The 23,241-nt window shown below is 39.4% G+C and carries 16 protein-coding genes; 4 read left to right on the forward strand and 12 right to left on the reverse strand.

Annotation, left to right across the window (positions count from 1 at the left end; all coding sequences use genetic code 11):
- Positions 1–314: 314 nt before the first annotated feature.
- The 7 genes from IS446_RS09840 to IS446_RS09870 form a co-directional block, all read right to left on the reverse strand.
- The gene (locus IS446_RS09840; protein WP_203060265.1) at positions 315–1,421 is read right to left on the reverse strand and encodes a hypothetical protein; all 1,107 of its coding nucleotides are present in this window, start codon (positions 1,419–1,421) and stop codon (positions 315–317) included.
- 227 nt (positions 1,422–1,648) lie between these two features.
- Positions 1,649–2,074 (reverse strand): hypothetical protein, encoded by a 426-nt coding sequence (locus IS446_RS09845; protein WP_203060267.1) that lies wholly within the window; start codon positions 2,072–2,074, stop codon positions 1,649–1,651.
- A gap of 29 nt (positions 2,075–2,103) precedes the next feature.
- A complete protein-coding gene (locus tag IS446_RS09850) occupies positions 2,104–5,322 on the reverse strand; it encodes a type I restriction endonuclease subunit R (protein WP_203060269.1) in 3,219 nt (1,072 codons plus the stop codon).
- Positions 5,323–5,324: 2 nt separating this feature from the next.
- Positions 5,325–6,737 carry a 5-methylcytosine restriction system specificity protein McrC gene (locus IS446_RS09855; RefSeq protein WP_203060271.1) on the reverse strand — a complete coding sequence of 471 codons (1,413 nt, stop codon included), beginning with the start codon at positions 6,735–6,737 and terminating at the stop codon, positions 5,325–5,327.
- Positions 6,738–6,739: 2 nt separating this feature from the next.
- Entirely contained in the window at positions 6,740–8,404 is a 1,665-nt protein-coding gene (locus IS446_RS09860) for an McrB family protein (RefSeq protein ID WP_203060273.1), read from the reverse strand.
- Between the two features lie 51 nt (positions 8,405–8,455).
- Positions 8,456–9,700 carry a restriction endonuclease subunit S gene (locus IS446_RS09865; RefSeq protein WP_203060275.1) on the reverse strand — a complete coding sequence of 415 codons (1,245 nt, stop codon included), beginning with the start codon at positions 9,698–9,700 and terminating at the stop codon, positions 8,456–8,458.
- Positions 9,697–11,277, reverse strand: coding sequence for a type I restriction-modification system subunit M (locus tag IS446_RS09870; protein WP_203060277.1), 1,581 nt, complete (start codon positions 11,275–11,277; stop codon positions 9,697–9,699). The genes IS446_RS09865 and IS446_RS09870 overlap by 4 nt, the downstream gene beginning before the upstream one ends.
- A 346-nt stretch (positions 11,278–11,623) precedes the next feature.
- On the opposite strand from IS446_RS09870, the gene IS446_RS09875 reads away from it, so the two are divergent.
- Positions 11,624–11,899, forward strand: a complete 276-nt coding sequence (locus IS446_RS09875) for a hypothetical protein (protein ID WP_203060279.1) — start codon at positions 11,624–11,626, stop codon at positions 11,897–11,899.
- 27 nt (positions 11,900–11,926) lie between these two features.
- Here the strand turns inward: IS446_RS09875 and IS446_RS09880 are convergent, their stop codons facing one another.
- Positions 11,927–12,475 (reverse strand): hypothetical protein, encoded by a 549-nt coding sequence (locus tag IS446_RS09880; RefSeq protein WP_203060281.1) that lies wholly within the window; start codon positions 12,473–12,475, stop codon positions 11,927–11,929.
- A 279-nt stretch (positions 12,476–12,754) separates the two neighbouring features.
- Here IS446_RS09880 and IS446_RS09885 point away from each other — a divergent pair, with 279 nt between their 5' ends.
- The 3 genes from IS446_RS09885 (at position 12,755) to IS446_RS09895 (ending at position 14,754) form a co-directional block, all read left to right on the forward strand.
- On the forward strand, positions 12,755–13,183 hold the full coding sequence (locus IS446_RS09885) for a hypothetical protein (RefSeq protein ID WP_203060283.1): 429 nt from the start codon (positions 12,755–12,757) through the stop codon (positions 13,181–13,183).
- A 533-nt stretch (positions 13,184–13,716) separates the two neighbouring features.
- Entirely contained in the window at positions 13,717–14,370 is a 654-nt protein-coding gene (locus IS446_RS09890) for a flavin reductase family protein (RefSeq protein ID WP_235996467.1), read from the forward strand.
- Between the two features lie 15 nt (positions 14,371–14,385).
- On the forward strand, positions 14,386–14,754 hold the full coding sequence (locus IS446_RS09895) for a DoxX family protein (RefSeq protein ID WP_203060285.1): 369 nt from the start codon (positions 14,386–14,388) through the stop codon (positions 14,752–14,754).
- Between the two features lie 71 nt (positions 14,755–14,825).
- On the opposite strand, the gene IS446_RS09900 is transcribed toward IS446_RS09895, so the two are convergent.
- From IS446_RS09900 to IS446_RS09915, 4 genes are all read right to left on the reverse strand, one after another.
- Entirely contained in the window at positions 14,826–15,962 is a 1,137-nt protein-coding gene (locus IS446_RS09900) for an acyloxyacyl hydrolase (protein ID WP_203060287.1), read from the reverse strand.
- 209 nt (positions 15,963–16,171) lie between these two features.
- Positions 16,172–20,656 (reverse strand): ATP-binding cassette domain-containing protein, encoded by a 4,485-nt coding sequence (locus IS446_RS09905; RefSeq protein ID WP_203060289.1) that lies wholly within the window; start codon positions 20,654–20,656, stop codon positions 16,172–16,174.
- Between the two features lie 77 nt (positions 20,657–20,733).
- On the reverse strand, positions 20,734–21,393 hold the full coding sequence (locus tag IS446_RS09910; protein ID WP_203060291.1) for a metal-dependent transcriptional regulator: 660 nt from the start codon (positions 21,391–21,393) through the stop codon (positions 20,734–20,736).
- Between the two features lie 617 nt (positions 21,394–22,010).
- Complete coding sequence (locus tag IS446_RS09915; protein ID WP_203057834.1) at positions 22,011–23,096, reverse strand: IS110 family RNA-guided transposase; 1,086 nt, start codon at positions 23,094–23,096, stop codon at positions 22,011–22,013.
- Between the last annotated feature and the right edge of the window lie 145 nt (positions 23,097–23,241).

Genomic DNA, 23,241 nt, shown 5'->3' on the forward strand with positions numbered 1-23,241 from the left:
ATGAAACTAGCACGTCATCGCATATGTGATAATAATAATACTTACCTAAAATGTTCCAATAAACCTCTACTTCATACATTTTTGTCACATTACCTTGGCTTGAAAAATCTCTTTCTAATTCTATAAAAGAATACAATCCATTACCGAACTCGTCAATTACTAGAGTCGCTATTAAATTAAAATCTTTTAAGGCTTTAAAAAATAAAAGCTGTTTGCTCAAATTTCTTACTGGCGAATACTTCGAATATTATATCGGTCATAGTATTAGTCGCGTTTTGGATTAATTGAAACTCACATGAATGTTTATGAGTAAATCAATTTTGTATCACCTTCTCAAACTCCCCCTTCATCTCTTGAAGTCTTAAAAAGTATTTAGATTCTGAAGAGTAATAGTTTTTAGAATAGGTACTTATATGAGAAGCGTAGGCTTTTGAATCTATTTCTAACATCTCTACGCCACGTATTAAGGATTGTAGTTTAACCATCAAGGATTCCAAGTTAAATCTTGGATCAGGGCTAGTATTTAATAATCTTAATATTTCCTTAAACGCCGGCTGATATAATTCTTTATCCCAAACATTAAAATTAGAAGGGTCTACGTAATCTTCATCAGCCGGATCACCACCTGCTTCTTTTCTCCTTTTTACAATGTCCTCAGCTACGTTTTTAATATGGTCAAGGAATATGAAATAAGAATTTGTATTTGGATTAGCGCCACGTTTCTTCTCAATTCTATAAACTTCATTTCTTAAATCAACAGCCATATCTAAAAAAACATCAAGATCATCAGCAAGTTGTTTAGACAAAGTATATTTTTTATCTAGATGAATTTGATGTTTCCTAGTCAGCTCGTCATATGAATTTTCATAGTAATCAGTAATTCTATACAAATCAACATATATCTTCTTCCATTCTATCAACCCTCCAGTTTCTTTCAAAGCATTATAAACAATGGTTCGATCTAATCCCAGAATTAATTTTGGATAGGTATTTGGAAGTATAGCGATTCGATTTATGGCAAAGTAATTTTCCTTTTCCTTGTCAGCGAAAATCCTACAACGATCACCAAAACTTTCAATATCATTGGCAAGAGCACCTAAGAAAATATCCAATACCTCAATTAAATCTAAGCGCTCGCTATTTAATCTATTTTTTTGCCTTTCTTCATTCAACCCATCTATCCTTCTCTGGTTTAACAAATCAAGAAAAATAAATAGAATTGCTAAAAAAGAAAGTATCGCGGATAATAAGGCCCCATAAGCATTTATAACTCCTTCCTTTCCCGTATAATCAATATCTAAAAAATTCCAATCTTCTGTTTCAGCAACTGCCTGCCAAGTAAGCCATGATAGAACTAATATCATTATTAAAAATACAATTCCAATTACCCATAGAGCTGTTTTAAATTGTTTTCTAGTCATGAAGATTTGGGATTATCTTGTTTCGGCTTTAAACGGTTGGAAGGTTTTGGGACAACTCTTCCTAACACGACCTTACTCACTTTCGGTTTTTGATCAATCTTCTTAGCCATTACTTTTCTTACTATTACTATTAGGTTTTGGGGGCTTAACAATTAACCTACCCTTTTCGACATAATTCTTCCCCAAAGACTTATCCTTTGAGTTAGACTTGTGATTATGGTTCTCTCTCATAAACTTAGATTTAAAGACACAAAGATCAAAATCATTAATATTCCCAGACCAAGAAGAATAATTGAAATAAGATTTAAACATGAAATAATTTTATTCCTATTATCAATATTCTCCATTATTATATCAAAAGACTTTACGTCATCAATATCTTGAATCGTTTTATAACTAAATGAGCCTGATAAATAATGAGAAACCAGATTAACAAAAAGTGTAAAAGCCAACAAGAACCAACCTAATAAAATAGCCCAAATAGAAATAGCTTCAGATAATGGGACAATATTTCCAACGAAGGAAAGCGTAAGACCTAATCCACCAGAAGCAATGAAAGTGATATACTTTTCAAAATCATCATCACTTTTACTTTTATTTTGTATCAGTTCTTTGCGATAGTCAACCCAGTCATTAGAATTAGAATCTGTCATATTTACAATTATTTGATCAAAATTAATTTTTAAACAGTAACCCCATAAACACTTCTACCTCCACCGTGGTAATTAGTATATATATGCTGGTAAACGTTAGCGGTTTTCACCCCTACTTCTTCATCGCTATAACTATCCTGGGGTAGCCATAAAAGATTGTCATAGATTATCCCTTTAACCTGGGCAGCGATCTGACGGCTCTCTCGCCAATGATCGATTTTTAACTTTTCAGCCTTAAGGGTATCCAAGGTTTTTGAGGCTACTTTTTTAACCTCCTTAATTTCTTTATCTGAAAGCTCTTTTCCTTCCACGAGCAGGTCAAAAATGGCTAAGGCTTCCTGATTCCCAAGTTGCTCCCTAACTACACGTTTCTCCTCTGTGGTTAAATCTTCTAAGAAGTCTTTAAGTTTATCAAAACTGGCCATGGTATCTTCAAGGTCCTTTCCCTTGTTGTAAGCATCAATAATCTCCTTGTACCGATCGTAAAACTCAAGGCGCAAAGGATTCTCCTTTAGCATCTGTTCCAGTTTCTTATCTATCACTTGTTGGAGATTATAAACAACCGTATTCTTACGTTTGGTCTTAGCGAAAGCCGCTTTAAGTTTATCAAAGTCCAGATCCCCTAAATCAACAACAACATCCGGCTCTTCTGTATATCGTTCTTCAATTCCAATAGAGTCATCTACCACCGTTTGCAGCTGCCTGATAATATCAGTTACGTCTGCGGATTTCACATTCTGATTCATCGCGCTGTAAATTGCCTCTATTGCATTGAAATCTTTAATGTGGGGCTTTAGTGCTTCAGAAGGATAAAGTGCCTTATACTTCCTAAAAACGTTTCTGGCCATGACCTCAAAGGAAGTCCGGGAGGTTTCATTCAAACAGATACAGTCTGTGGCCTCCTTGATCTTTGCGATCTTAGTCATAGGTTTAGCATTCTTCAGCTCAGTTAAATTAAATTTCAAAGTTTTCAGATATGCTTTGACCTCTTTAATTGCTGCCTTTAACTCTACTTCCAGATCTTCCAGGGGTTCTGTTGGTTTTCCTGAGGACTTACTTCCATCACTTTTGGAACCGCCATGAGACTTACTTCCTTCTCCATAAACAGAGTATGCGTTTTCCAATTGGGTGTGAACGTTTCCATAATCTACGATCAATCCATTCTCCTTCTCGTCATCATAAACCCGGTTCGCCCTGGCGATTGTTTGCATCAGGGTATGTCCTTTAATCGGTTTATCCAGGTATACTGTGGATACGCAAGGAGCGTCAAATCCGGTAATCCACATGGCACAAACTATGGCTAATCTAAAGGGATTATCCTCGTCCTTAAATTCCTTCTCCAGGTTACGTTCCACCATTTTTCTCCGGTGCGGCTCTATATCGAGTTCGAGTTTCCTGAACTTATCCACTTCATTCTGCTCACTACTCACAACTACACAAACCTCAGTCTCATTTACCCTATCGAATTTTCTTCTTAGTTCCTGCTCTTCCTGCTGATCTTTGGCATTTCTTATACGATCTTCTAACTCTGCCATATACACCGGCCAATAATGCATAACTAAATCATACATCTTCACAGCAGTTGGCTTGTCTATAGCAACAAACATGGCTTTACCCTGATACCCCCGCTCATTAAAATGCCAGACAAAATCTTTGGCTATATCGTTTAAGCGGTTATCAGCTGTTAATACAGGGTAATCCCTGCTAAACAAATAGGAGAGTTTACGTTTCTTATCATTATCAATTGTTTCATCTTCAAGAATCTCAATCATTCGATCGTCCAGGGTTGGATTTTTAAGCTTAAGCTTTTTCCCTCGATTAAGATAACGCAAAGGTAATGTGGCCTCATCCTCTATGGCCCTTTTAAAGTCGTAGATTGAGACATATTCCCCGAAAATGTTCTTAGTAAGCTCTTCCTCTTCTTTAATAATTGGCGTACCTGTAAATCCCAAATATGAAGCATTAGGCAGTCCATGGTAACGCATATTTCTTGCATAGGCACCTGCCTGGGTTCGGTGTGCTTCATCGGAGATAACGATGATGTTTTCTCTTTCCGTGATTAGTGGGTATTCAGATTCTAATTTAGGATCGATTGAAAACTTATGAATCAGGGTAAATACGTAGCGATGGTTTTCTGAAAGTAACTCTCGAAGGTGCTCTCTCCCGGTTAATCCCTTTTTCTTACCTGCTATTAAGTTCCTGTCATTTACAACTCCTACTCCTGAAAAAGTATCGTAGATCTGGTTCTCCAGTTCCGTTCGATCAACTGCAATCACAAAGGTGTAAGCACCACCGATTTTTCTGTGAATCTTTTCACATAGGAATACCATGGAATAACTCTTCCCACTTCCCTGTGTATGCCAGAATACTCCAAGTTTTCCTTTAAGGTCATTAATATTATTTACATTCTCAATAACCTTATTCACCCCAATATACTGATGGTTTTTAGCCATGAGTTTCACTACATCACCCCCACTATCATCATACAAAAGAAAGTTCTCGAATATATCCATGAATCTATGCGGGGCACAGGTTCCTCTCAACATGGTATCCAGGCTAACCTCCCCCTCTTCGTCTTCCTCGATTCGCTTCCACTCTAAGAAGAACTTATATGGACTGGTGACAGTACCTACCCTGGCATCTGTCCCATTACTTAATATGATAATTGCATTGTGATGAAATAAATGCGGAATAGCGTCTTTATAATCGGTAAGATTATCCCGGTATGCATTGCCCAAATCCTGATGGTGGGCCTTTAATTCAAAGAGGATTAGGGGTATCCCATTTACGAATCCCACAATATCCGGTCTTCTTTGATATAATTCACCAACGACTTCCAGTTGTCGAACGGCTATGAAATTATTATTGGCATAATCTTTAAAATCAAACACCTTAAGTTTTTTCTTTACCAATTCTCCTTTGGCATTGGTAAAACTTACAGGGACTCCATTTTTTAAAAAATCATACTTCTCCTTATTTACCCTTCCCAGGGTTTTATTAACCACTTTCTGAGAGATGAGTTCGATCGCACGTTCATAGGCCGTTTCAGGAAGCCCGGGATTCAAGGCTTGCAAAGCCTCTAACAAATAACGGATCAGTATAACCTCGCTTTTGTTTTCTCTTCCTAAAAGTCCGTCCTTTCCAAAGGTTTCATTCCGCCAGGCATAGACCACACTCCATTTTAATTCCTTGAGAACGTCCTCAGCCGCTTGCTCCACAAGCGCATCTTCAGAATATTCGTAGCTCATAATTATGTTATTGGCATTAGTTCTTTTTTCTTAACAATGAGATTAATTTCAAGATGTAAACTTTCTGTAAACTTTTCACAGATTGATAAAAATTTCTCATTAAAATTCTCCTCTTCTGTTGGCACAGCTAAAAGACATACTATAAACCTTAGAGGCTTCCCCATCACCATAATTTCCTTTTCAATGAACTCATTTTCAAGTCCATGTTTTGGATAGATTAGCCCGCAGCATTCAATTTTATTTGAATTGCCATACTGCCCTATATATGTGTGTAATTGAAAAAGGTCTTCACGCTTAACTCCTTCCTTGTGATTGAATGTTTTATATTTTACATCAAAAACACATAGATTGCCTTGTGTTTCAATCAAAATGTCTGGTCGTAATTCTCTTGGTCTTCCACCAGTCGGAATCTTTAAGGGATTTGAAAATTTAGATCTGAGGCTGAAACCCGATCGCAATAATAATTTTTTAATGAAATACTCAAAAAGCATAGACACATCGAACAAAAAAGCACTCGTACTCTCCGACCCTCCAAAAGCCATTGAATGATTAAACAGTATCTTTTTTGATAAATCAATAACCTGATTATACTCACTATAAAAAGGATTACTGAAATGTTCTACACCCATAAGTTCACTTCGATTCAACTTCGTGCCTTGAGAGGCTACCGTAAAGGCTCTTTGAATATCATGTATATCTGCTAAAAAGGTTTTAACCTCACTTACCTTCATGACTTCTCGGATTAGTATAGCAGCATTTGATTGGTAACAGTGTTCTCTATAAGTCGTTCTATATTTTCCTGTATCCTCGTTTAAGAAATAGAACACTGGGTCAATTCTCCCTTTTACTTTAGTTGAAATAGTAGTTTTACTTTGATAGACCTTAGGAATGCCTAACCGAAAGGCCCTTTTCAGTTTTATCTTCCACAGATAAATAAGGAGCCAGTTTATTTCTCCTTCATAATTGACGCCTCCAGAATCTTTTATTTCTAAAAATCCTTCAGCATCAGAAATAATATATTTTAGAAACGAATCTCCAAATCTCGAACTTATTTTTAGGCCGTAGTCTCCTTCTTTAATTTCACCAACCAGATTTGTAGTATCTAATTGAAAGTTATCCCATCTACTTCCCCTGACATAAACTAAATGGTCATTTGTATTATGTTCATATTCCTTAGAATTAATTAGAGTAGCTGTATTTGGTTCTTCAGTTGAAAATTTCCCGTCGAGCCTAATTAAAAAGTCCCAAACCTTTTCATTATTATTGAAAACTTTACTCCATTCCCTATGCTTTTTTTCTTTTAGGTAGATCGTTTTGTTAGAGTTTCTTCTATTTAAGACTCCCTCGGAAACATAATATTTCTGGTTATCTACTAAAGTCCCTCCTTTCAATATTTCATACAGCCATTCACTCATATTTATTTAACAAAAATTCCTTGAAATTCATTTACTAAATGCTCCTTACCGGTTCCCCTTAAATATTCATCCAGAAGACTTCCAAGGCTATCATCCCATATTGACCTGGATACTTCTTTTAATGACATATCCAACGGATAACTTAGTTCCCATAAGTATGCATGCCCAATACAATAATCCTTCCCTAATATGGGTTCATTTTCAATTACCCTATTTAGTTTTTGAAGTCTATCGGCCAACTCGTCCCATTTTTCAAAGTTTTTACTTAAATGGTATTTAAGTAATTGGTGATCAGGAAGAACTTCTTCCCACTTAAATCTCCTTCTCAAAGCAAAATCAAAACTATCAACACTTCTGTCAATCGTGTTCATCGATGCTATTATGTAAAGATTCTGTGGAATAAAGAACTGATAGTGATCACCTATCTTAAGCATTCCTGTATCTTCATTATTCAAACTTGCATATTGCGTTTTAATCCGTCCTTGTACTCCCCGATATTCAAGGCAATACATTAACTCCCCAAATACACTGCTTAATTCAGCTCGGTTAATTTCATCTATTATCATAAAGTAAGGAGGAATAACATCCTTGATTAAGGGATCCCCTTCTATGGAATTGATGAAATCCCAATGATTTTCCTTTTTAAAATCCTTTAAATCAGAAACTCTAATATCTCCCCATTGTTTATTTATCCCCGAATTATATAAGTCGACCTCCCATCTACCGGCATTAATACAGAAGCTTTTAAAAATTCCATTTTGAAGTTGTAATTGAGCTTTGCTATCTTCATCTAACCTAGGGCGTAAACCTTCAATAAAATCTTCATATGAAAATGAAGGGTGAAATTGAACAAACTCAAGACAGTCTTCAATTCGCAGAGAACTCTTTTTACCAAAACCATTTTTCCAAATCGAAAATTGGAGCTTACTTACTTCCCTTGCCTTAAATGTTTTTCCAGTTCCCGGAGCCCCGTATTTTACGAGTTGTTTCTTCAAACTAAATGGATTAGACAAATTTTCATAAATCAACCAAATAAAAATATTCATCCAATATTCATCTAACTCCAACTCACCATTCAATTCAGAAGTTTTCAGGGATTGTCGTATTTGATTAACTAAAAACACATTTTTATCATACCAGTTTTTTGACCCTGAATAAGGTTCTGAAAAATAACTTCGCTTTTCCAGCCAATCAAACACTTGATTAAATTTACCCTCATCTACAGCTGTACTTACATTTAAAGTACAGGCCGCTGTTGCCCGATTGGTTTGTACCGGGTTATTTTGTTTTAATTTTTGAAACCAAATAGATGAGAAAGCATCATGATTGGTCTTATTAGGATTCAGTACTAAATTTTCAAGTGCGTTAGTAAAAGAGGGATCATTTTGGACGAGATTAAAATTATCCTTACTGAATATCGATTGGCCATTACTTGCCACACCATTCCCTGTATTGGCAAATAATCTCTTTATAAAATCAGTTTTATCATTAAAGGTGCTGTTAGCATATAAGTCGTCATCATTCAGAGATAAACCTTCAGTAAGGATCCTACCCCTAATGCCTTCAACGTCCGAAACAATTTTCTTATAATCAGCATACCAAGCTGATCGTTCATGCTGAAATTGATGCATCAAACTTTTATAGAGTATTTTAAAGTCATTGATCATAGAAGTAGTATGGTTTAAAGTTTAGGTTTATTTAAATTAATAAGACTTGTATTAAATTCTATCAACATCAATCATCCCAGACATTAATCGAGATAATAAAATGTCACGGGCTTCTTCCAATAGCGAGTTCTGTTTCTGCAAGTTGAGAACCAGTTTTTCACTTATTAAAGATTGTTCACTAAATTTCTTCAGAAGAGATTCATCAGGCACTATAACCTTAATTGCAAGTATTTGACTTGCACTGATATTTGGTTGCGCCGAACCTCCAGCAATGTTTACCACATGTTCATAACCTCCTCCAATAGTAATGAAGCGATTCACAAATGACCTGTTGTCTATATTACCCTTTGTTAAAAACCTACCAACACGTTGATTTAAAAAGCAAGGCTTGTCAGTGATTGGCATTATGCCCACTTTACCAACAGTCGCTCCGGTCATAGCTATTAATAAATCACCAGGAAACAATTGAAACTTCTTTGTTTTATGAGCATAAACATCATCTATAAAGTTTGTACTAGAAATGTCTATGGTATTCTTGTCAATATTTTTGATTTTAACTACAGGGAAACCTCGATCTACAAACAGTTTACTCTTATATGCATATCCACTTTGGTACCCTATTAAATCACCAAGTTCTCCCAACATCCACCCCTCCGGCAATTCAGTTTCTTTGTTAATGCTTACATTCTCGTAACCAGGAAACTTCATTCGCACAAACCACTCCTCATAGGTTTGTTGTGTCTTTTCTTCCAACAACTTTATTCGCTTCAGGTTGTTTTCAATAAGATCATCGTAGGCAGAGAGGATGGAGGCAATTTTGGATTGAGTCTCCTTTAGGCTAGGAACATTAACCTTTATAGAACAAAAATTTGATTTACTCACATGATGCCGTCCTGAGGCCGTTCCCGGGTTAGCATTCAGTACCTTGGGAAGATTTATCTTAAGGAGATAGTATATAAAGTCAGGATCATAAAGGTTTTCATTAGGAATGACCACATTAACTGACTGATTTGTAAAACACCACCTATGTGCTTGAAAAATTTTTTCACCTACTGTGCCAATAGTTACAACTCCAGTAGCCTTTGGAGGGATATATGAACGCTTATATTTAGAGTATGCCTTATCAGAATATGTCTCATCCCAATCTAAAACATATCTTCTTCCAACTTCCATATCGGTTGGTTTAATAAATGGGTAACTACCACCATAATTTGCAGGATCTTTTTTTGGTGGTGTATTCCCTGTCACAACTCTACCTAAATCTCCTATGCTCACAACTGTCCATTTGTCTGTCATAATTTTATAGATTGAATGTGACTCATTAGACTGTTGGCTTCTTCATTCAGCATAGTAAGCTCTTTCTGAATTTCAGCAAGACGAGAATGGTAGTCAAAATCCATATCTACCTCTATATTAACTCCAACATACCGTCCAGGAGTTAAACTATAATGTTGTTCTTGTATTTCATCCAAATCAACAACCTTACATAATCCTTCTACATCTTTGTAATTACCTTCCGGAAAATACTCCTTGAACCATTTATTATCTCTCGACACTTCAAGATCTTCCCCTCGGAAAGCATTAATTAATGCGGTTAATCCTTCAAGTTGGTCTTCACTAAAATCATTGATGGTGGTCGATACTTTTCGAAAGGTATTTTTAGCATCAATCATCAGTATCCTATCCTTATTCTCCTTCTTCTTCCCCTTATTAAAAAACCAAACGTGGCAAGGTAAGCTCCGGGTGTAGAAAAAATTATTCCCTATCGAAACAATGCACTCTACATCTCCCGTTTCGATAAGCTTCTTCCTGATTAGTTTCTCGGCATGGCCGGCATCTGTTGCAGAGCTGGCCATAACGAATCCGGCACGTCCGTTTTCATTCAGGTAACTATGAAAATATTGTATCCATAAATAATTTCCGTTGCTAATGGTCCCTTTGCCGGTCAGGGGCGCTCCAAATGGCAATCTCCCATCCTGCGTAAGGAATTTGTTCTTAGCGTCAATTTTATCCACATTGAAAGGCGGATTAGCCATGACAAAGTCACACTTACCAATCAGGTCATGAGGATCTGAATAAAAGCTGTTGCTTTCTATAACTTTCCCTTCAATACCATGAATGGCAAGGTTCATTTTGGCTAACTTGGTATTGTTACTTTTCAGCTCGGTACCATAAACCGTGATCGACTCATTGACACTCTTACGCTCGTGGTCCTGGATAAAATGCGCGGTTTGCACGAACATACCTCCTGACCCACAAGCAGGGTCGTGGATAATACCGTGATTTGGTTGTATAAAGTTCACTATAAGGTTCACTAATGATGGAGGGGTAAAGAACTCTCCACCCTCCTGAGCACCGGCACCCTGCATGGAGAATTTCATCAGGAAGTATTCGTAGATCCTTCCAAATACATCCCCTTTGGCATTTTTAACAGCATCTTTATTGAAGACTCTTACCAAGTCTCTTAATAACTTCGGATCAAACTCCTGATAGGATTTTGGAAGAATCCCCGCCAAATCAGGATATTCCCCCTCTACCAATTTCATAGCATTATTTATAGCCTCTGCAATATCTTCACTCTCAGGAAGGTCTGCCAGATAATCATATTTGGCTTTCTCCGGTAAGAGAATAGCTCCAGCTGCTGTGTAGTCATCTTTGGTCGCTTCACGCTTTTGTCCCGTCCTGGGGTTTACTGGCAAATCCTCGTGAACTTTTTCTTTGGCATCCTCGTAACGATTTTGTGCAAACCTGAGTAATACCAACCCTAATAAAGGGTCCTTGTATTCTGCAGCTGTTAATTTGGAGTTCGCCCTTAAATCATCGGCAGCTTCCCATAACTCCTTCTCTAATTTTTTAATGTCTTCTTGCGTCATTGGTGATCTTCATATTTGGAATATTTCATCTGATTTATCGACTTGAAGAAGCTCCTAATAAACCGAGATGATTTGACTTTAAATTGAATAAACGATCGGAAGATAGCTAATATTTAGAACAAATTCTACGTAAGAGTTTTCTTTTATTAAGCATCGTATTAAACCTCAATTCAACTTGTAAAACCAACTAACCTTTAACCATATGAAGTTCTGCTATTTATATCATAAACATTAAAATAGAAGGCATTAATTAACCTTTGAAACTAATACCTAGGAGATGCTTTAACCATATCTAGAATTACTTAAACCATTATATTAATTAGTGAAAATATTCTATATTAGATGTATGGATTGGTTTCTAAAATATTCCAAGCAATTGGCGGTCATCTGGTTTTCCGGAGGATTATTGATAACAGGCTATTTCTACATATTTCCAACCTATTATAATATGTCGGGTGATCATCCGGATTATGAATACTATAAAAGACGAAATCAAAATTATTATGAACCTATTCCAAGAGTAAAAGGTCCAGAAATGAAAGTGTCCGGCCTAATTACGATTGTTGGAACTCTCCTATTTTATGGTTTAGGAGCTACAGCTCAGAAAAAAGCTCAATCATAAGATTAAGTAGGTATTTATAGATAAATGTTATCCTTTAAAACCTAATAGTTTCTTAGATAGTGTCCCATTAAGAAATAGCTTGGTTATTCTAGGAGAGTCTTTATATGTTGTATTAACAAGAATCAACAGGTTAGGATAATCTACCGCTCCATTACGCAGGCCAATTAAAAGCGATTCCACAATGGAAGGGTGCCAATTATCCTCAGCCAGGCCAATCAAACGATCAATCCAAGGCTTAGGAGATATACCCCTAAAATGCCTGATCAAATAAAAATAAAGATGATCGCAATGGTTCGGAGATAGGTCAGATCTTTCCAGCCAATAATCAAATATTTCTTGTGATCTAAGTAATAAGATGGGATGATGGAACAAGAGTGAAATAGCTTCAGACCAATCCACAATCGTTGAGCACTTATCAAAATCACAATTTTTTAAATCCTCAACAAACTGGACAATATCTCCATCCTGAATAATTCCTACTTCCTTTCTGAAATCCAATGCTCCGCATGTGGTACAATGTCTTGTACACCATCTATTTATCCGGGCTTTTTCAAATAAATCTTCTACTAGATTCATAGGTGCTCTATTTAGTTTAGTTTTAAAAACCAAGCCATATACAGGGAATTTTGGGAGGGTAATTGGATTTATACCTCTCCTTATTTCGAAGGGAGATTTAAGAAATACAAAGATAAAAAATCAAACCGAACACAACACACAAAACATTGATTAACAGATAGAAACAATCTTAAAATTGAAGTGTTTTTCATTTAAAAAATTATCTTCGAAAAGATATTATGCATAAATCGTAGATAATCGAAAAATCCACTCTATCAACTCCTTAATAAGTAATAAGTTATGTGCTCTAATGTTAATCAGATAAAACTTTGTACCTGTTCAGACAACACCTCAACACCAGATACTAATTATTGGATTTTATACCGAGAAGAGACCACAGACGGAATACCCTTCATGGTTATTGGTGAAACAATTGTACCACTGATTCCTGAAATACTATTGGAGTCTCAACAAAAAAAACTGGAAGACTACTTATTAGATCAGCTAAACGATGGTTCAGCATTTGACTTCGACTTAATACCCGAACATGGTGATTTATTACACTTAAATATTACCATCCCAAAAGATAATAACAATCCGTATCAGCTGGATTTTTTCTATAGTGGATTGAGTTTGGCCTGGGAGTTTAATGACAACTCCGAGAACTCTCCTGCAAGCATTTACAAAACTGGTGAAATAAAAGTACTAACGAAGGAGGATCTACGCTAAATTGATGTGATTAGACCAATACACCTCCCCTGCCTTACACAAAAGGCAATATAATGTTAGTCACCCATTTGACTTCATGAATTTTAATATCCACCAATTTCTTTAATAAATTTAAAGGGGTGAATAATTAGTTAATGATTAACAACAACAAAATATGATATTGACTTAGTGTTGATTAAGTATGAAATTACTATATAATAATCAGGTATATTTCATGTCTGGAAAGTCTTAAAGGAACTATTAAGATAGAATAGTGTTTGATCGCGAAAATAAACATAATTGAGACCCAACCAATAGGTGTCGTGTACGTGCTGAAAATCGAATGGAATCATTATAAATTTTCACTTTTTTCACTGTTAATTGCCCTTGGTTAAAGGCATTTTGATACTTATTTGTTGCTAATTTCACTTCATACCCTATTATTACTAGATAGTTACTTATTGTATCGGAAAGTAAAGCTTTAACAAACTTTTCTGTTTAATATTTTTCATTTAAACTTAAACAAAGTTAATTTAGGAGCGTAAATAACCTTTATGACTCCTAACATGCTATACAGCACTGCCGATCTTAAAAATCTCGATCATAAGTCCCGATTAAAACTTATTAACGCAGTTTCCGGTATTAAGCCTGCCAACTTAATCGGAAGTGCGAGCAAGGATGGAAATACCAACCTGGCCATTTTCAATTCTGTATTTCACCTGGGTAGCGATCCGGCCCTGATAGGTATGATCATGAGACCTGTGGAGGAGGTACCGCGACATACTTACCAAAATATCTTGGAAACGGGGTATTACACCATTAATCACGTTCACCACTCCTTTATTGAAAAGGCTCACTATACATCGGCCAAGGTCGATGCGGCAATCTCCGAATTCGACCGATGTGGCCTTCAGCCGGAATACGTGGACGGCTTCCCTGCCCCTTTCGTCAGGGAAAGTAAGGTCAAGATGGGGATGCGATTTGTACAAGACCTATTGATCCCGCAAAACCAAACACGAATGATCATCGGGGAGATCGAGCTTCTGTCTCTACCCGAAGACGCCTGGATCGACAATGATATAGACCTGGAAAGAACAGGAGCAGTTGGGATCTCCGGATTAAACAGTTATTACCAGCTCACTAAAATTGCGCGCTTTCCCTACGCCCGCGCCAACGAAATACCTGACTTTGCTAATGAAGATGTTTAACTAAAAAATTTCATTATGCACTATTTCATCATTTTTCTGAAAGTATTTCTATTTATCAGCATTATCAATGTTTGGTTCTTCCAATTTGGTAAATCGACACGCTGGAGAGGTGGCGATGCGATATCTATGCCGGACGAATTCAGCGTTTACGGCCTATCGGAGAATACCATGATGGCTGTTGGCGGACTCAAAGTATTGTTTGCTACCCTGTTGATCGCCTCTATTTGGTTTCCTTTTCTCGCCATTCCTGCTGCAAGCGGCATGGCCCTACTGATGCTGGGAGCCATTGGTATGCACATGAAAATAGGCGACCCTTTGATCAGATCATTTCCCGCATTTAGTTTCTTTCTTTTCTGCGCAGTGATCATTTTGAATAAGCTGTAAAAGAACATCGATACCCCCCTTACTTTCGGGAGACTTTCTAACAGGTCTCCTCAATACATGGTGGTAGCACTCTACCACCTGAAGGGTTTCCATCCCAGACCAAATTCGATCCAGTCGGCTCCGGCTCCGTTCCTGGTCTTTAACCCCACCTGGGCGAAAAAACTTTTAGAGATCTCATATTGCAAAGCCGGACGAATAAACAGGAAATCTTTCCCCCTATCGTCTGTTAGGTATGTACCCAGCTGTACCCTGATATCAAAACGCCAGAACATAAAATCATATCCTGCATGAACACCAACGAGGTAATGGTCGCTGTTCTCGTCATAATACTCCGCCAGCGATCCGTCGTAAAACAGGTCTAAACCAACGGTAAGTCCGTGCATTCGGTTAAAATACTTTCTGTAATCCACCACCCCCGAGAACGCACCATATCTGAGATCGGTGCCCTGATCTTCATAATTCTGTACCGTACCTATTGCCGCATACACATCTACAGAATTATTGAATTCCATTTTTTGTGACGGTGGTCGTTCAGGCCTTAAGAATCTCGCGGGAACCACGTTAGTGGTATACGGATCGCGATCAAGGTCACGTTGTTCCTGATTAAAATGGTATCGCATCCCAACATTAAATCCAATAAGGTTAAGTCCGTAGTTCGGCGTAAACGTTCTCCCGTTACTAAAATGGGTGAAATCTACCCCATACAACACATCGAGTTCCCTGTTCACCTTATAAGCCCCGCCAAAATTCACATTAAAATACACCGCCAAACGGGCTCCGATAGCGTCATTAAGCGGATTCTCTTCGGCATCGAACGCATTCAGGTTATAGGTAAGTCCCAACGCCGGACTGATCTCAAGGACATTTCTTTTGTGAGGTTTGCTCAGGAAGAAGTTGGCGAAAGCATAGATCGCATTTGGATTTCCGAACACCTGAGGGTCTCCTATATTAGCCGAGTAAAATCCGAAACCGTAGGCAGCAAAACCGGTATCTTCGGTCCATTCATTTTCCTTTACCGGATGCCAGGCAAAGCGAGCATCGACGGCTTCGTAACCGTAGTTTACCTTCTCGACCAGGTCTACCCCTGAATATAAATGCGCACCTGAAAAGACCTTTACCGAAATACTTTTAAATCGGCCCTCCTGGCCGAGGCCAACAAAAGGAAAAAAGATGATGAATAATACACCTATTATTACCGGTAAATTCAAACGATTGTTTTTTTCAATCATGGACTTCGTATGGAATTAAAACATTAATCAACCCAAATCAGATAGGTAAAGTCCATGAAGTATAGGAGAGCATTTAGGGCACCGTTATTTCATAGTGTTGTATAAAAATACGTAAATCATAAGAAAGAAAGTAACTAATATCCTGATAATAAAAACAATCAAAGGTAGTCTTACCAATACTTATCAGATTATTTCATATGTATTCCTACCCCGATCCTCTGAAGGAGGTAGGGATTGTGATCTATGATCAGGACATCATTGGTCTTACTTAATTTTTCCAACATGGCATACAGGAGGTCAATATCATTGTAATGAAGACCAATACCAGGCTCATCAAGAATAAAGAGGGCATTCTCATGGCCTTCCTTTAACCAATTGAGCAGTAACAGGCGTTGTCGTTCTCCGGAAGACAAGGATCTCACTCTTTGATCGGATCTCAGATGTCCCAATCCTATGGATTCGAGTTGGCCGAGACGATCGATGCTTCTGGTCGAACCTCCGTATGTTGCAAACCAGTTTCTTAAGGTCGAAAGGTCATATCCCAAAACCTCGGCCACATGAACCCCTTCTATCCGGTACTCCAACACCTCGGCCTTATATCTTGTACCATTACACGCCTCGCAAACCTCAACTGCATTGGCTGCAATATCCAGGGCGATCTCAATAGTCCCCTCCCCTTTACATTGGGGACACTGACTCCCCTTGGTCTTAAAGGAAAATACTCCCGGCTTTAAGCCGGTTTGTTTTGCAAAAACCTTTGTGACATCCTTTAGCAGATCCAGGTAGCTCACTAACAGGGTGGTGGTATGACTCCGTAATTTTTCGGGTTCAAAGTAAAATGCACCTGAATACGTTTTGGGATAAGATATGTTTTTGCAATAGACCGGTTTTCCGGTGGTCATACTCGGGATAAGGATCTCCTTTACCAGGGTAGTTTTCCCAATTCCCGATTTTCCGCTAATGGCGGTAATACCTCCCACCGGGATCCTGATCTCTTTTCTGGTCAGGGTATGTCTCGAAGGGCTCTCGATCGTGATCGCCTCATCTCTTGCGCTGAGCGCAACAGAAGTAGCAGGCTCATTAAAATAGGGGTGGGCATGCGATTGACTCAGATACCCTTGAGGTGTTCCCTTATACGTAAGCGCACCGCCATTCACTCCCGCTCCGGGGCCAAGTTCTACCAAATGATCGGCACTCATGATGATCTCCTTATTGTGTTCAATGACCACTGCCGTATTTCCCTTAGCGACCAATTCTTTTAAGATACCTATAAGATCTGGGATATTGTCTGCAGAAAGTCCTGCCGAAGGTTCATCAAGGAGATAAGTGACTCCCTTTAGCGGACTGTTGAGTTGTGTGATGAGCGCCACCCGTTGTTGCTCCCCTCCCGACAGGGTTAAGGACCTTCTGTTTAGTTGCAGGTGATCTATATGTAATTGCTGTGCCCGATTCACGGTACTTAAGAGACGCTGCCCGATGTGCTCCAACAATTTCCTGTCGATCGCTTCGACATCTTTCTTTTGCAACCATCCTTTAAGATGGTTAAAATCCATGCTCCTGACCTCCTGTAAAGACTTCCCTCCAATGGTGATCACAGCGCGTTCAGGAAGCAATCCGCTTCCCTCACATTGACTACATCGCATTGGAGAAAAGAGGGAGGTAAGCTTTTCTATATTTTTATTCTTTCGGGTCTTATGGTATTCCTCCTTCAGGTAATTAAAGATCCCGGACCAGTCCATGCTTACCTCTTGGGAGCCTTCCCTGGTCTTTGTCTTAAAGTTCCAGGTGGTAGTCCACACCTTATCTCCCGCACCGTAAAACAATACCTTTTTCTGTTCCGGGGTAAAGGACCCTATGGGCTTCTCTTTATCAAACCCATAGGCACGCCCTACCTCCTCAGCAATGGCCATATACTGACTTCCGGGTTGACCATAGTAGGCCAGCGCTTTATTATGCGCGAAAACCCCACCGGAAATGCTTTGTTCTTCATCGAGTACGATCTTGTTTAGGTCTGGCATTAACTCCTCTCCTAATCCGTCACAAACCTTGCATTTACCCAAATCGTGATTGCGGGAAAAATGACTGGCCGATAACTCTTCTCCCATAGCTTGTGCTTTTCTGGAAAATGCGAATCGCAACACCTTATCGATCCCGGTTTGAAGGGCAATATCCGATCTTTCGGTTCCGCCCCTTTCCTTTCGCGTAATGCATATGGTTGGGGTAAGTGCGTTGATCACATCAACCTCGAACGGGGTATTCCCTCCAGCGCGTGAACGCTGGTAGGTCGAAAACTGGCTGGTCATCTCCTGGAGTCCGTATGCGTGTAGCGTATCGATCACCAATGAAGACTTTCCTGATCCTGATATTCCTGAGATCACCGATAACTGCCCTTTAGGGAAGTCCAGATCGAGATCCTTTAAATGATGTGTTCTCGCTCCCTTTATTTCTATGACCTCGCTTTGCTGTTCAGAAATGGCTTTCAATACAGTTGACCTTTCAGGTATCGCATTATCAATAAAGACATCAGCCGACCTGCTGAACAACGGGTGATTTTCGAAACACACGATCCCTGCTGTTTCCTCCTTGAGCTCATGCAGGGCACTTAGCAATTCACGTACATTCTGATAATGCAATCCGATACCGGGTTGCTCAAGTACGAGCAGTGTATTCTTTGAGCTCTTTGCAAAATGCTTTGTAAGCTTAATACGCTGGGCTTCACCTCCTGAGAGGGTATTGGAAGGTTGTCCTAACTTAATATACCCAAGTCCGAGTTGCAGCATCAGATCAAGAATTTTAGAGATCTTTCCTTCCTCCTTGAAAAACGTATAAGCCTCCTTAATAGAGAGATCGTATATCGCTGCAATGTGCTTTCCGTTCCATAATACCTGTAATACCTCCGGCTTAAAACGCTTCCCATTACAGGTGGGGCATGTTTGGTTGATCGTACCCATTACATTCATGGATAGGGTAATAACTCCGGCGCCCTCACAAGCCTCACACCTACCAGCCTTATTATTAAAAGAAAACGAGCCTTTAGCCAGTTTCAGGGCTTTAGCTTGGGCCGTTTTAACAAGGAGATCACGGATCCTATCGGCCAACCCTGTGTATGTTGCCGGATTGCTCCTTGGCGTTTTACCTATAGGCTGATCATTCACCTCAACCATTTGAAGTCCGTTTTCACGGCAGTGATCTTGCAATTGTTTCAGCATAGCCATGGTCTTGGTATGGACCACGGTAAATTGTGTAGGTTTCAGGTTCAGAGCATCCGGGGAACAAGCTGCAGGAACACTATTATCCTCTTCAAGCCTTCTCAGTTCTTTAAGGGTGGCGCTGGGCAGGTCCTTCTGCTGTAAAAACGCTTTCATCGGGCCATTGAACACCACTTCTCCCCCTTTATTTCCTGCACCGGGGCCTAATTCCAGGATCCAATCGGCTTTTAATAAAAGTCGGAGATCATGTTCAACCACCATCACGGTATTCCCTCTTTTTATGAGGCGATCGAAAATGTGATGAAGGTATTCCTGACAGGAAGCCGGAAGTCCGATGGAGGGTTCATCAAAAACATACAGCAGTCCCTGAAGGTTGCTGTTAACCTGTTTGATAAGTTTAAGGCGCTGGGCATCACCGGAGGAGATCTCCATGCTGGGAGTATTCAGACGGTATGCATCCATTCCGAGCTGGAGCATGTCAAATAGGGCCAGGTTGATCTTATTGACCAACATGCGCTCTCCGGAACTCAGATCAAGACCTGTTAAGCGATCATATAGCTCGGATAATGGCATATCCATCCAGGCTGCAAAATGGTATCCCTTCCAGGTATACTGAAGATGTTCAGCCTTGATACGTGCTCCATGACAGTCCGGACAGATACGCGAACTAACGAATTTGAGAATATTGGGATTACGGTCTCGCCTTAAAATATCGTTCATAATAGGGAGCATTCCCTTGTAGAATCCTTCCTCCCTGGGTTTCGCCTTGAGTCCGGTCCATTTTAATCGGGATTCGATACTGTGCTTTCCGTAGAAGACCTTTACCCGTGCACTACCGTTAAGGATCACATCTTTCTGATCGTCTGTTAGTTCCTTCCAGAGAGTATCCACATCGAAGCCATGGGCCTTGCACACTTTATTCAACTCATCTACAGTTACCTGGGAATACACGATATAGCCATTGGGCAAGGTCGTCGCTATAGCCCCTTCTCTAAGCGTTTTTTCTTTATATGCAACCAACTTATCCAGGTCGATGTATTCTTCCCTTCCTATACCATTACATCGCTCACAGGCCCCTTTAGGATGATTAAAAGAAAAGAGCGACCTACTCATGATCTTGTCGTTACTATACCTTGCAAAAATGATCCTGAAAATAGCGGTTAGCTCCGACAAGGTACCAAAGGTGGTATTCACCGAACGGAAGCGCTTGGATTGCTCGACCTTGATCACCGGAGGCAGATCTTTGATCTCATCGACCTCCGCAGTGGGAATCACCAGCTGATGCTGCCGGTTATAGGCCAGTAGGCTCTCCAGGAAAAAACGATAGCCCTCATTAGCAATGACCTCCATGGCCAAAGATGATTTACCTGAACCTGACAAGCCCGTAACTGCGATAAGTTGACGTTCGGGAATGGATAGCGAGATGTTCTTCAGATTGTTCTGATGGGCATTGATGATGCGCATAAGGGCATTCGGCTTTGCTTTTCAGCAACGAAGATAGTAAGAATATATGGCGGAAGAAATCCCCCTAAGCAAGCGTATTATTCCCTGATCAGATAAATATTATCGGCTATAAGATGAGACACTGTATGCTCCCTTTCCCCGATGCGGAGGTAAAGGGAATTGTCAAATTCCTCTTTCCCTAAAATGTGAATGGACTGCCCGATCGCAATACCGTGTTTATCGAGGTACTGTAAAAAGCTGGCCGAACTGTCTTTGACCCCGGCACAGATTCCCTTGATACCCACTGGCAGGTCGCTGAGTAATTTTTTCTCTTTTTCCTGCTCGTGAAATTCACCATCCCTGGTAGGAATGGGATCACCATGCGGATCGTATTTTGGAAATCCAAGAAAGGCATCGAGTTCATCGATAAGCTTTTCACTTTTAATATGCTCGAGCTGTTCAGCCACTTCGTGGACCTCATCCCAGCTAAAATCGAGTTTCTGCACCAGGAACGTCTCCCAAAGGCGATGCTTCCTGATGATACCCAAAGCGGTCTTAATGCCTTTTTCTGAAAGAAAAACCCCCTGATACTTCTTATAGTGCACCAGTCCCTTATCACCTAATTTTCGAGCCATATCGGTAACAGAAGAAGGCTTGGTCTCCATTTGCTCGGCAATAGCATTGGTAGTTACCGGTACAGATTTGTTACCTCCCAGGTGAAAAATGGTTTTAATGTAGTTCTCCTCAGATCGGGTCATGAACGAATTTTTCTCAAAAATACATTTTTTGGTGAAATATTTTTTTAGGGATGTCTAAAAGGGTTGGGAATGGGGAATGGGGAATGGGGAATGGAGGATCGGGAATGGAGGATTTTGAAAAGCACACAATACCTTCTCCTCTCAAACTGGTTACTCCTGTTACCACTGTTCCCCTTGTCACTTTCTCCCCCCTTTACCTCTTTACTCTCTCACACTCCGTAGCTTTAGCGAAGGAGTGCTTTACCTCTTTACCTCTTCTATGTTGTTTTCCAAGCAAAAAGCCTGTTTTTTACCATTATAGTCTTTCGGAAGCCCTTTTCAAAGCTTCCATTTCTGTTCATGATTCAAACACTCTTTCTCTTTGATGGTACTACTTTTTTACTAAAAACCCTTTCAATTAATCTTCTATCAACAGTCTCAATGCTTAGGCATTAGCTGCAATTTATTGTTCACTTTAAAAGGAAGGGGGACGTAAACTTCACCGAACAGTCTGCTTGCAGATCAGTGATCTTCAAGTGCTGCAATTGTAAACGAACGTTCGTTCCCCCTTTGTAATTTTCCCAGGTTTATAAATAGTACCATTAAAGTTAAAGCTTTCTGATTCACGCTATTTGTTTTTAACATACGACCCCATACTTATAAGGCTCTCGATGAATTAATACATAACGAATCCGGTTTAAAAGATTCTTGGCAATTCGAATGATAGCCTTATTCTTTTTCATCCGTTTACTCAAGTTGGTAAATCGTAAAGTCAGTGCAGGATCGCTGCGAACTGCACTCCAGGCCGCTTCGATCAATGTGTTCTTTACATTAGTTCGACCTCTGGAGCTTATACCCGAGGAGCTCTCCCGATCTCCTGAAGCATGTACCTTAGGCATTAATCCAAAATAACCGCAAAGACGGTCAAAGTTGGTAAAACGATGTATATCCCCAATTTGAGTCAGCAAAGTCATGGCTGTCACAACACCTATACCAGGTATGCTTTGCAGCAATAGTACATTCTCACGGTAATTATTACTCTTTGCCAGAGCTCTTAAACGAGAACTCACCTCTTTCTTCTTGACCTTTAAATATTGGCCGTAATCCAGATGAGCCTGAATAATGAATTTAAGATCCGGATACTTTACCATCTCACTTTCCAACCACGCAACATAAGCCTTAGTCCAACTCTTGCTCCCCCGGTCAAGTTCCTCAGGAATAGAAATCCCATACTGAAACAAAAGCGACTTAATCCGATTCTTCACCCTGGAAAGATCCTTCGTTAAACTATAACGCAAACGCAGTAAACTACGGTCTAACTCCAAATGCCGATCCGGAACATCGATCCCTTTAAGTAACTGGGATCGCAGTGTATTGGCTAGTTTCCTACTATCGACCGTATCATTCTTTCGTTGGCGATCCTTCTGACTTGTAGGGATATCTGCTGCATGTACCACCTGAGCATCTATACCCAATGAACGAAGTGTTCTGCAAGGAGTAAACCCATTGAAGCCCGCCTCGTAAACAGCCTTATAACAAGCTCCGGGATAATGCTTTTGAAGGTATTTTGCCAACCCTTGAGCATCAGCATCCCTACTCATCGTCTTCAGTTCAAAATTATCACTTAAAAGCGTGACCTTCCAACTCTTCTTATGACAGTCAATTCCAATATAAATTGTTTGCCCATCAAATCCTCTCGGCGTATCTTTAACTAATGTCGGCATAAGTCAATGTTTTTTAGATTGTTATTACCTTAAAATAAAAAACTTGGCTTATGCTTTTTTGTTTAATAATGCCCCAATTCTACCTTTGATTCTTTCCTCTTATTTCATTGGAACTGTGGCCTAAAACAAACATAGTAACTTTACC

The organism is Robertkochia sediminum, assembly GCF_016786255.1.
In the GTDB taxonomy this organism is placed as follows: Bacteria; Bacteroidota; Bacteroidia; order Flavobacteriales; family Flavobacteriaceae; genus Robertkochia; species Robertkochia sediminum.

Coding starts and splice junctions, on each gene's coding strand:
- IS446_RS09840 (WP_203060265.1), bottom strand. CDS start 1,421: ATGACTAGAAAACAATTTAAAACAGCTCTATGGGTAATTGGAATTGTA.
- IS446_RS09845 (WP_203060267.1), bottom strand. CDS start 2,074: ATGACAGATTCTAATTCTAATGACTGGGTTGACTATCGCAAAGAACTG.
- IS446_RS09850 (WP_203060269.1), bottom strand. CDS start 5,322: ATGAGCTACGAATATTCTGAAGATGCGCTTGTGGAGCAAGCGGCTGAG.
- IS446_RS09855 (WP_203060271.1), bottom strand. CDS start 6,737: ATGAGTGAATGGCTGTATGAAATATTGAAAGGAGGGACTTTAGTAGAT.
- IS446_RS09860 (WP_203060273.1), bottom strand. CDS start 8,404: ATGATCAATGACTTTAAAATACTCTATAAAAGTTTGATGCATCAATTT.
- IS446_RS09865 (WP_203060275.1), bottom strand. CDS start 9,700: ATGACAGACAAATGGACAGTTGTGAGCATAGGAGATTTAGGTAGAGTT.
- IS446_RS09870 (WP_203060277.1), bottom strand. CDS start 11,277: ATGACGCAAGAAGACATTAAAAAATTAGAGAAGGAGTTATGGGAAGCT.
- IS446_RS09875 (WP_203060279.1), top strand. CDS start 11,624: ATGGATTGGTTTCTAAAATATTCCAAGCAATTGGCGGTCATCTGGTTT.
- IS446_RS09880 (WP_203060281.1), bottom strand. CDS start 12,475: ATGAATCTAGTAGAAGATTTATTTGAAAAAGCCCGGATAAATAGATGG.
- IS446_RS09885 (WP_203060283.1), top strand. CDS start 12,755: ATGTGCTCTAATGTTAATCAGATAAAACTTTGTACCTGTTCAGACAAC.
- IS446_RS09890 (WP_235996467.1), top strand. CDS start 13,717: ATGACTCCTAACATGCTATACAGCACTGCCGATCTTAAAAATCTCGAT.
- IS446_RS09895 (WP_203060285.1), top strand. CDS start 14,386: ATGCACTATTTCATCATTTTTCTGAAAGTATTTCTATTTATCAGCATT.
- IS446_RS09905 (WP_203060289.1), bottom strand. CDS start 20,656: ATGCGCATCATCAATGCCCATCAGAACAATCTGAAGAACATCTCGCTA.
- IS446_RS09910 (WP_203060291.1), bottom strand. CDS start 21,393: ATGACCCGATCTGAGGAGAACTACATTAAAACCATTTTTCACCTGGGA.
- IS446_RS09915 (WP_203057834.1), bottom strand. CDS start 23,096: ATGCCGACATTAGTTAAAGATACGCCGAGAGGATTTGATGGGCAAACA.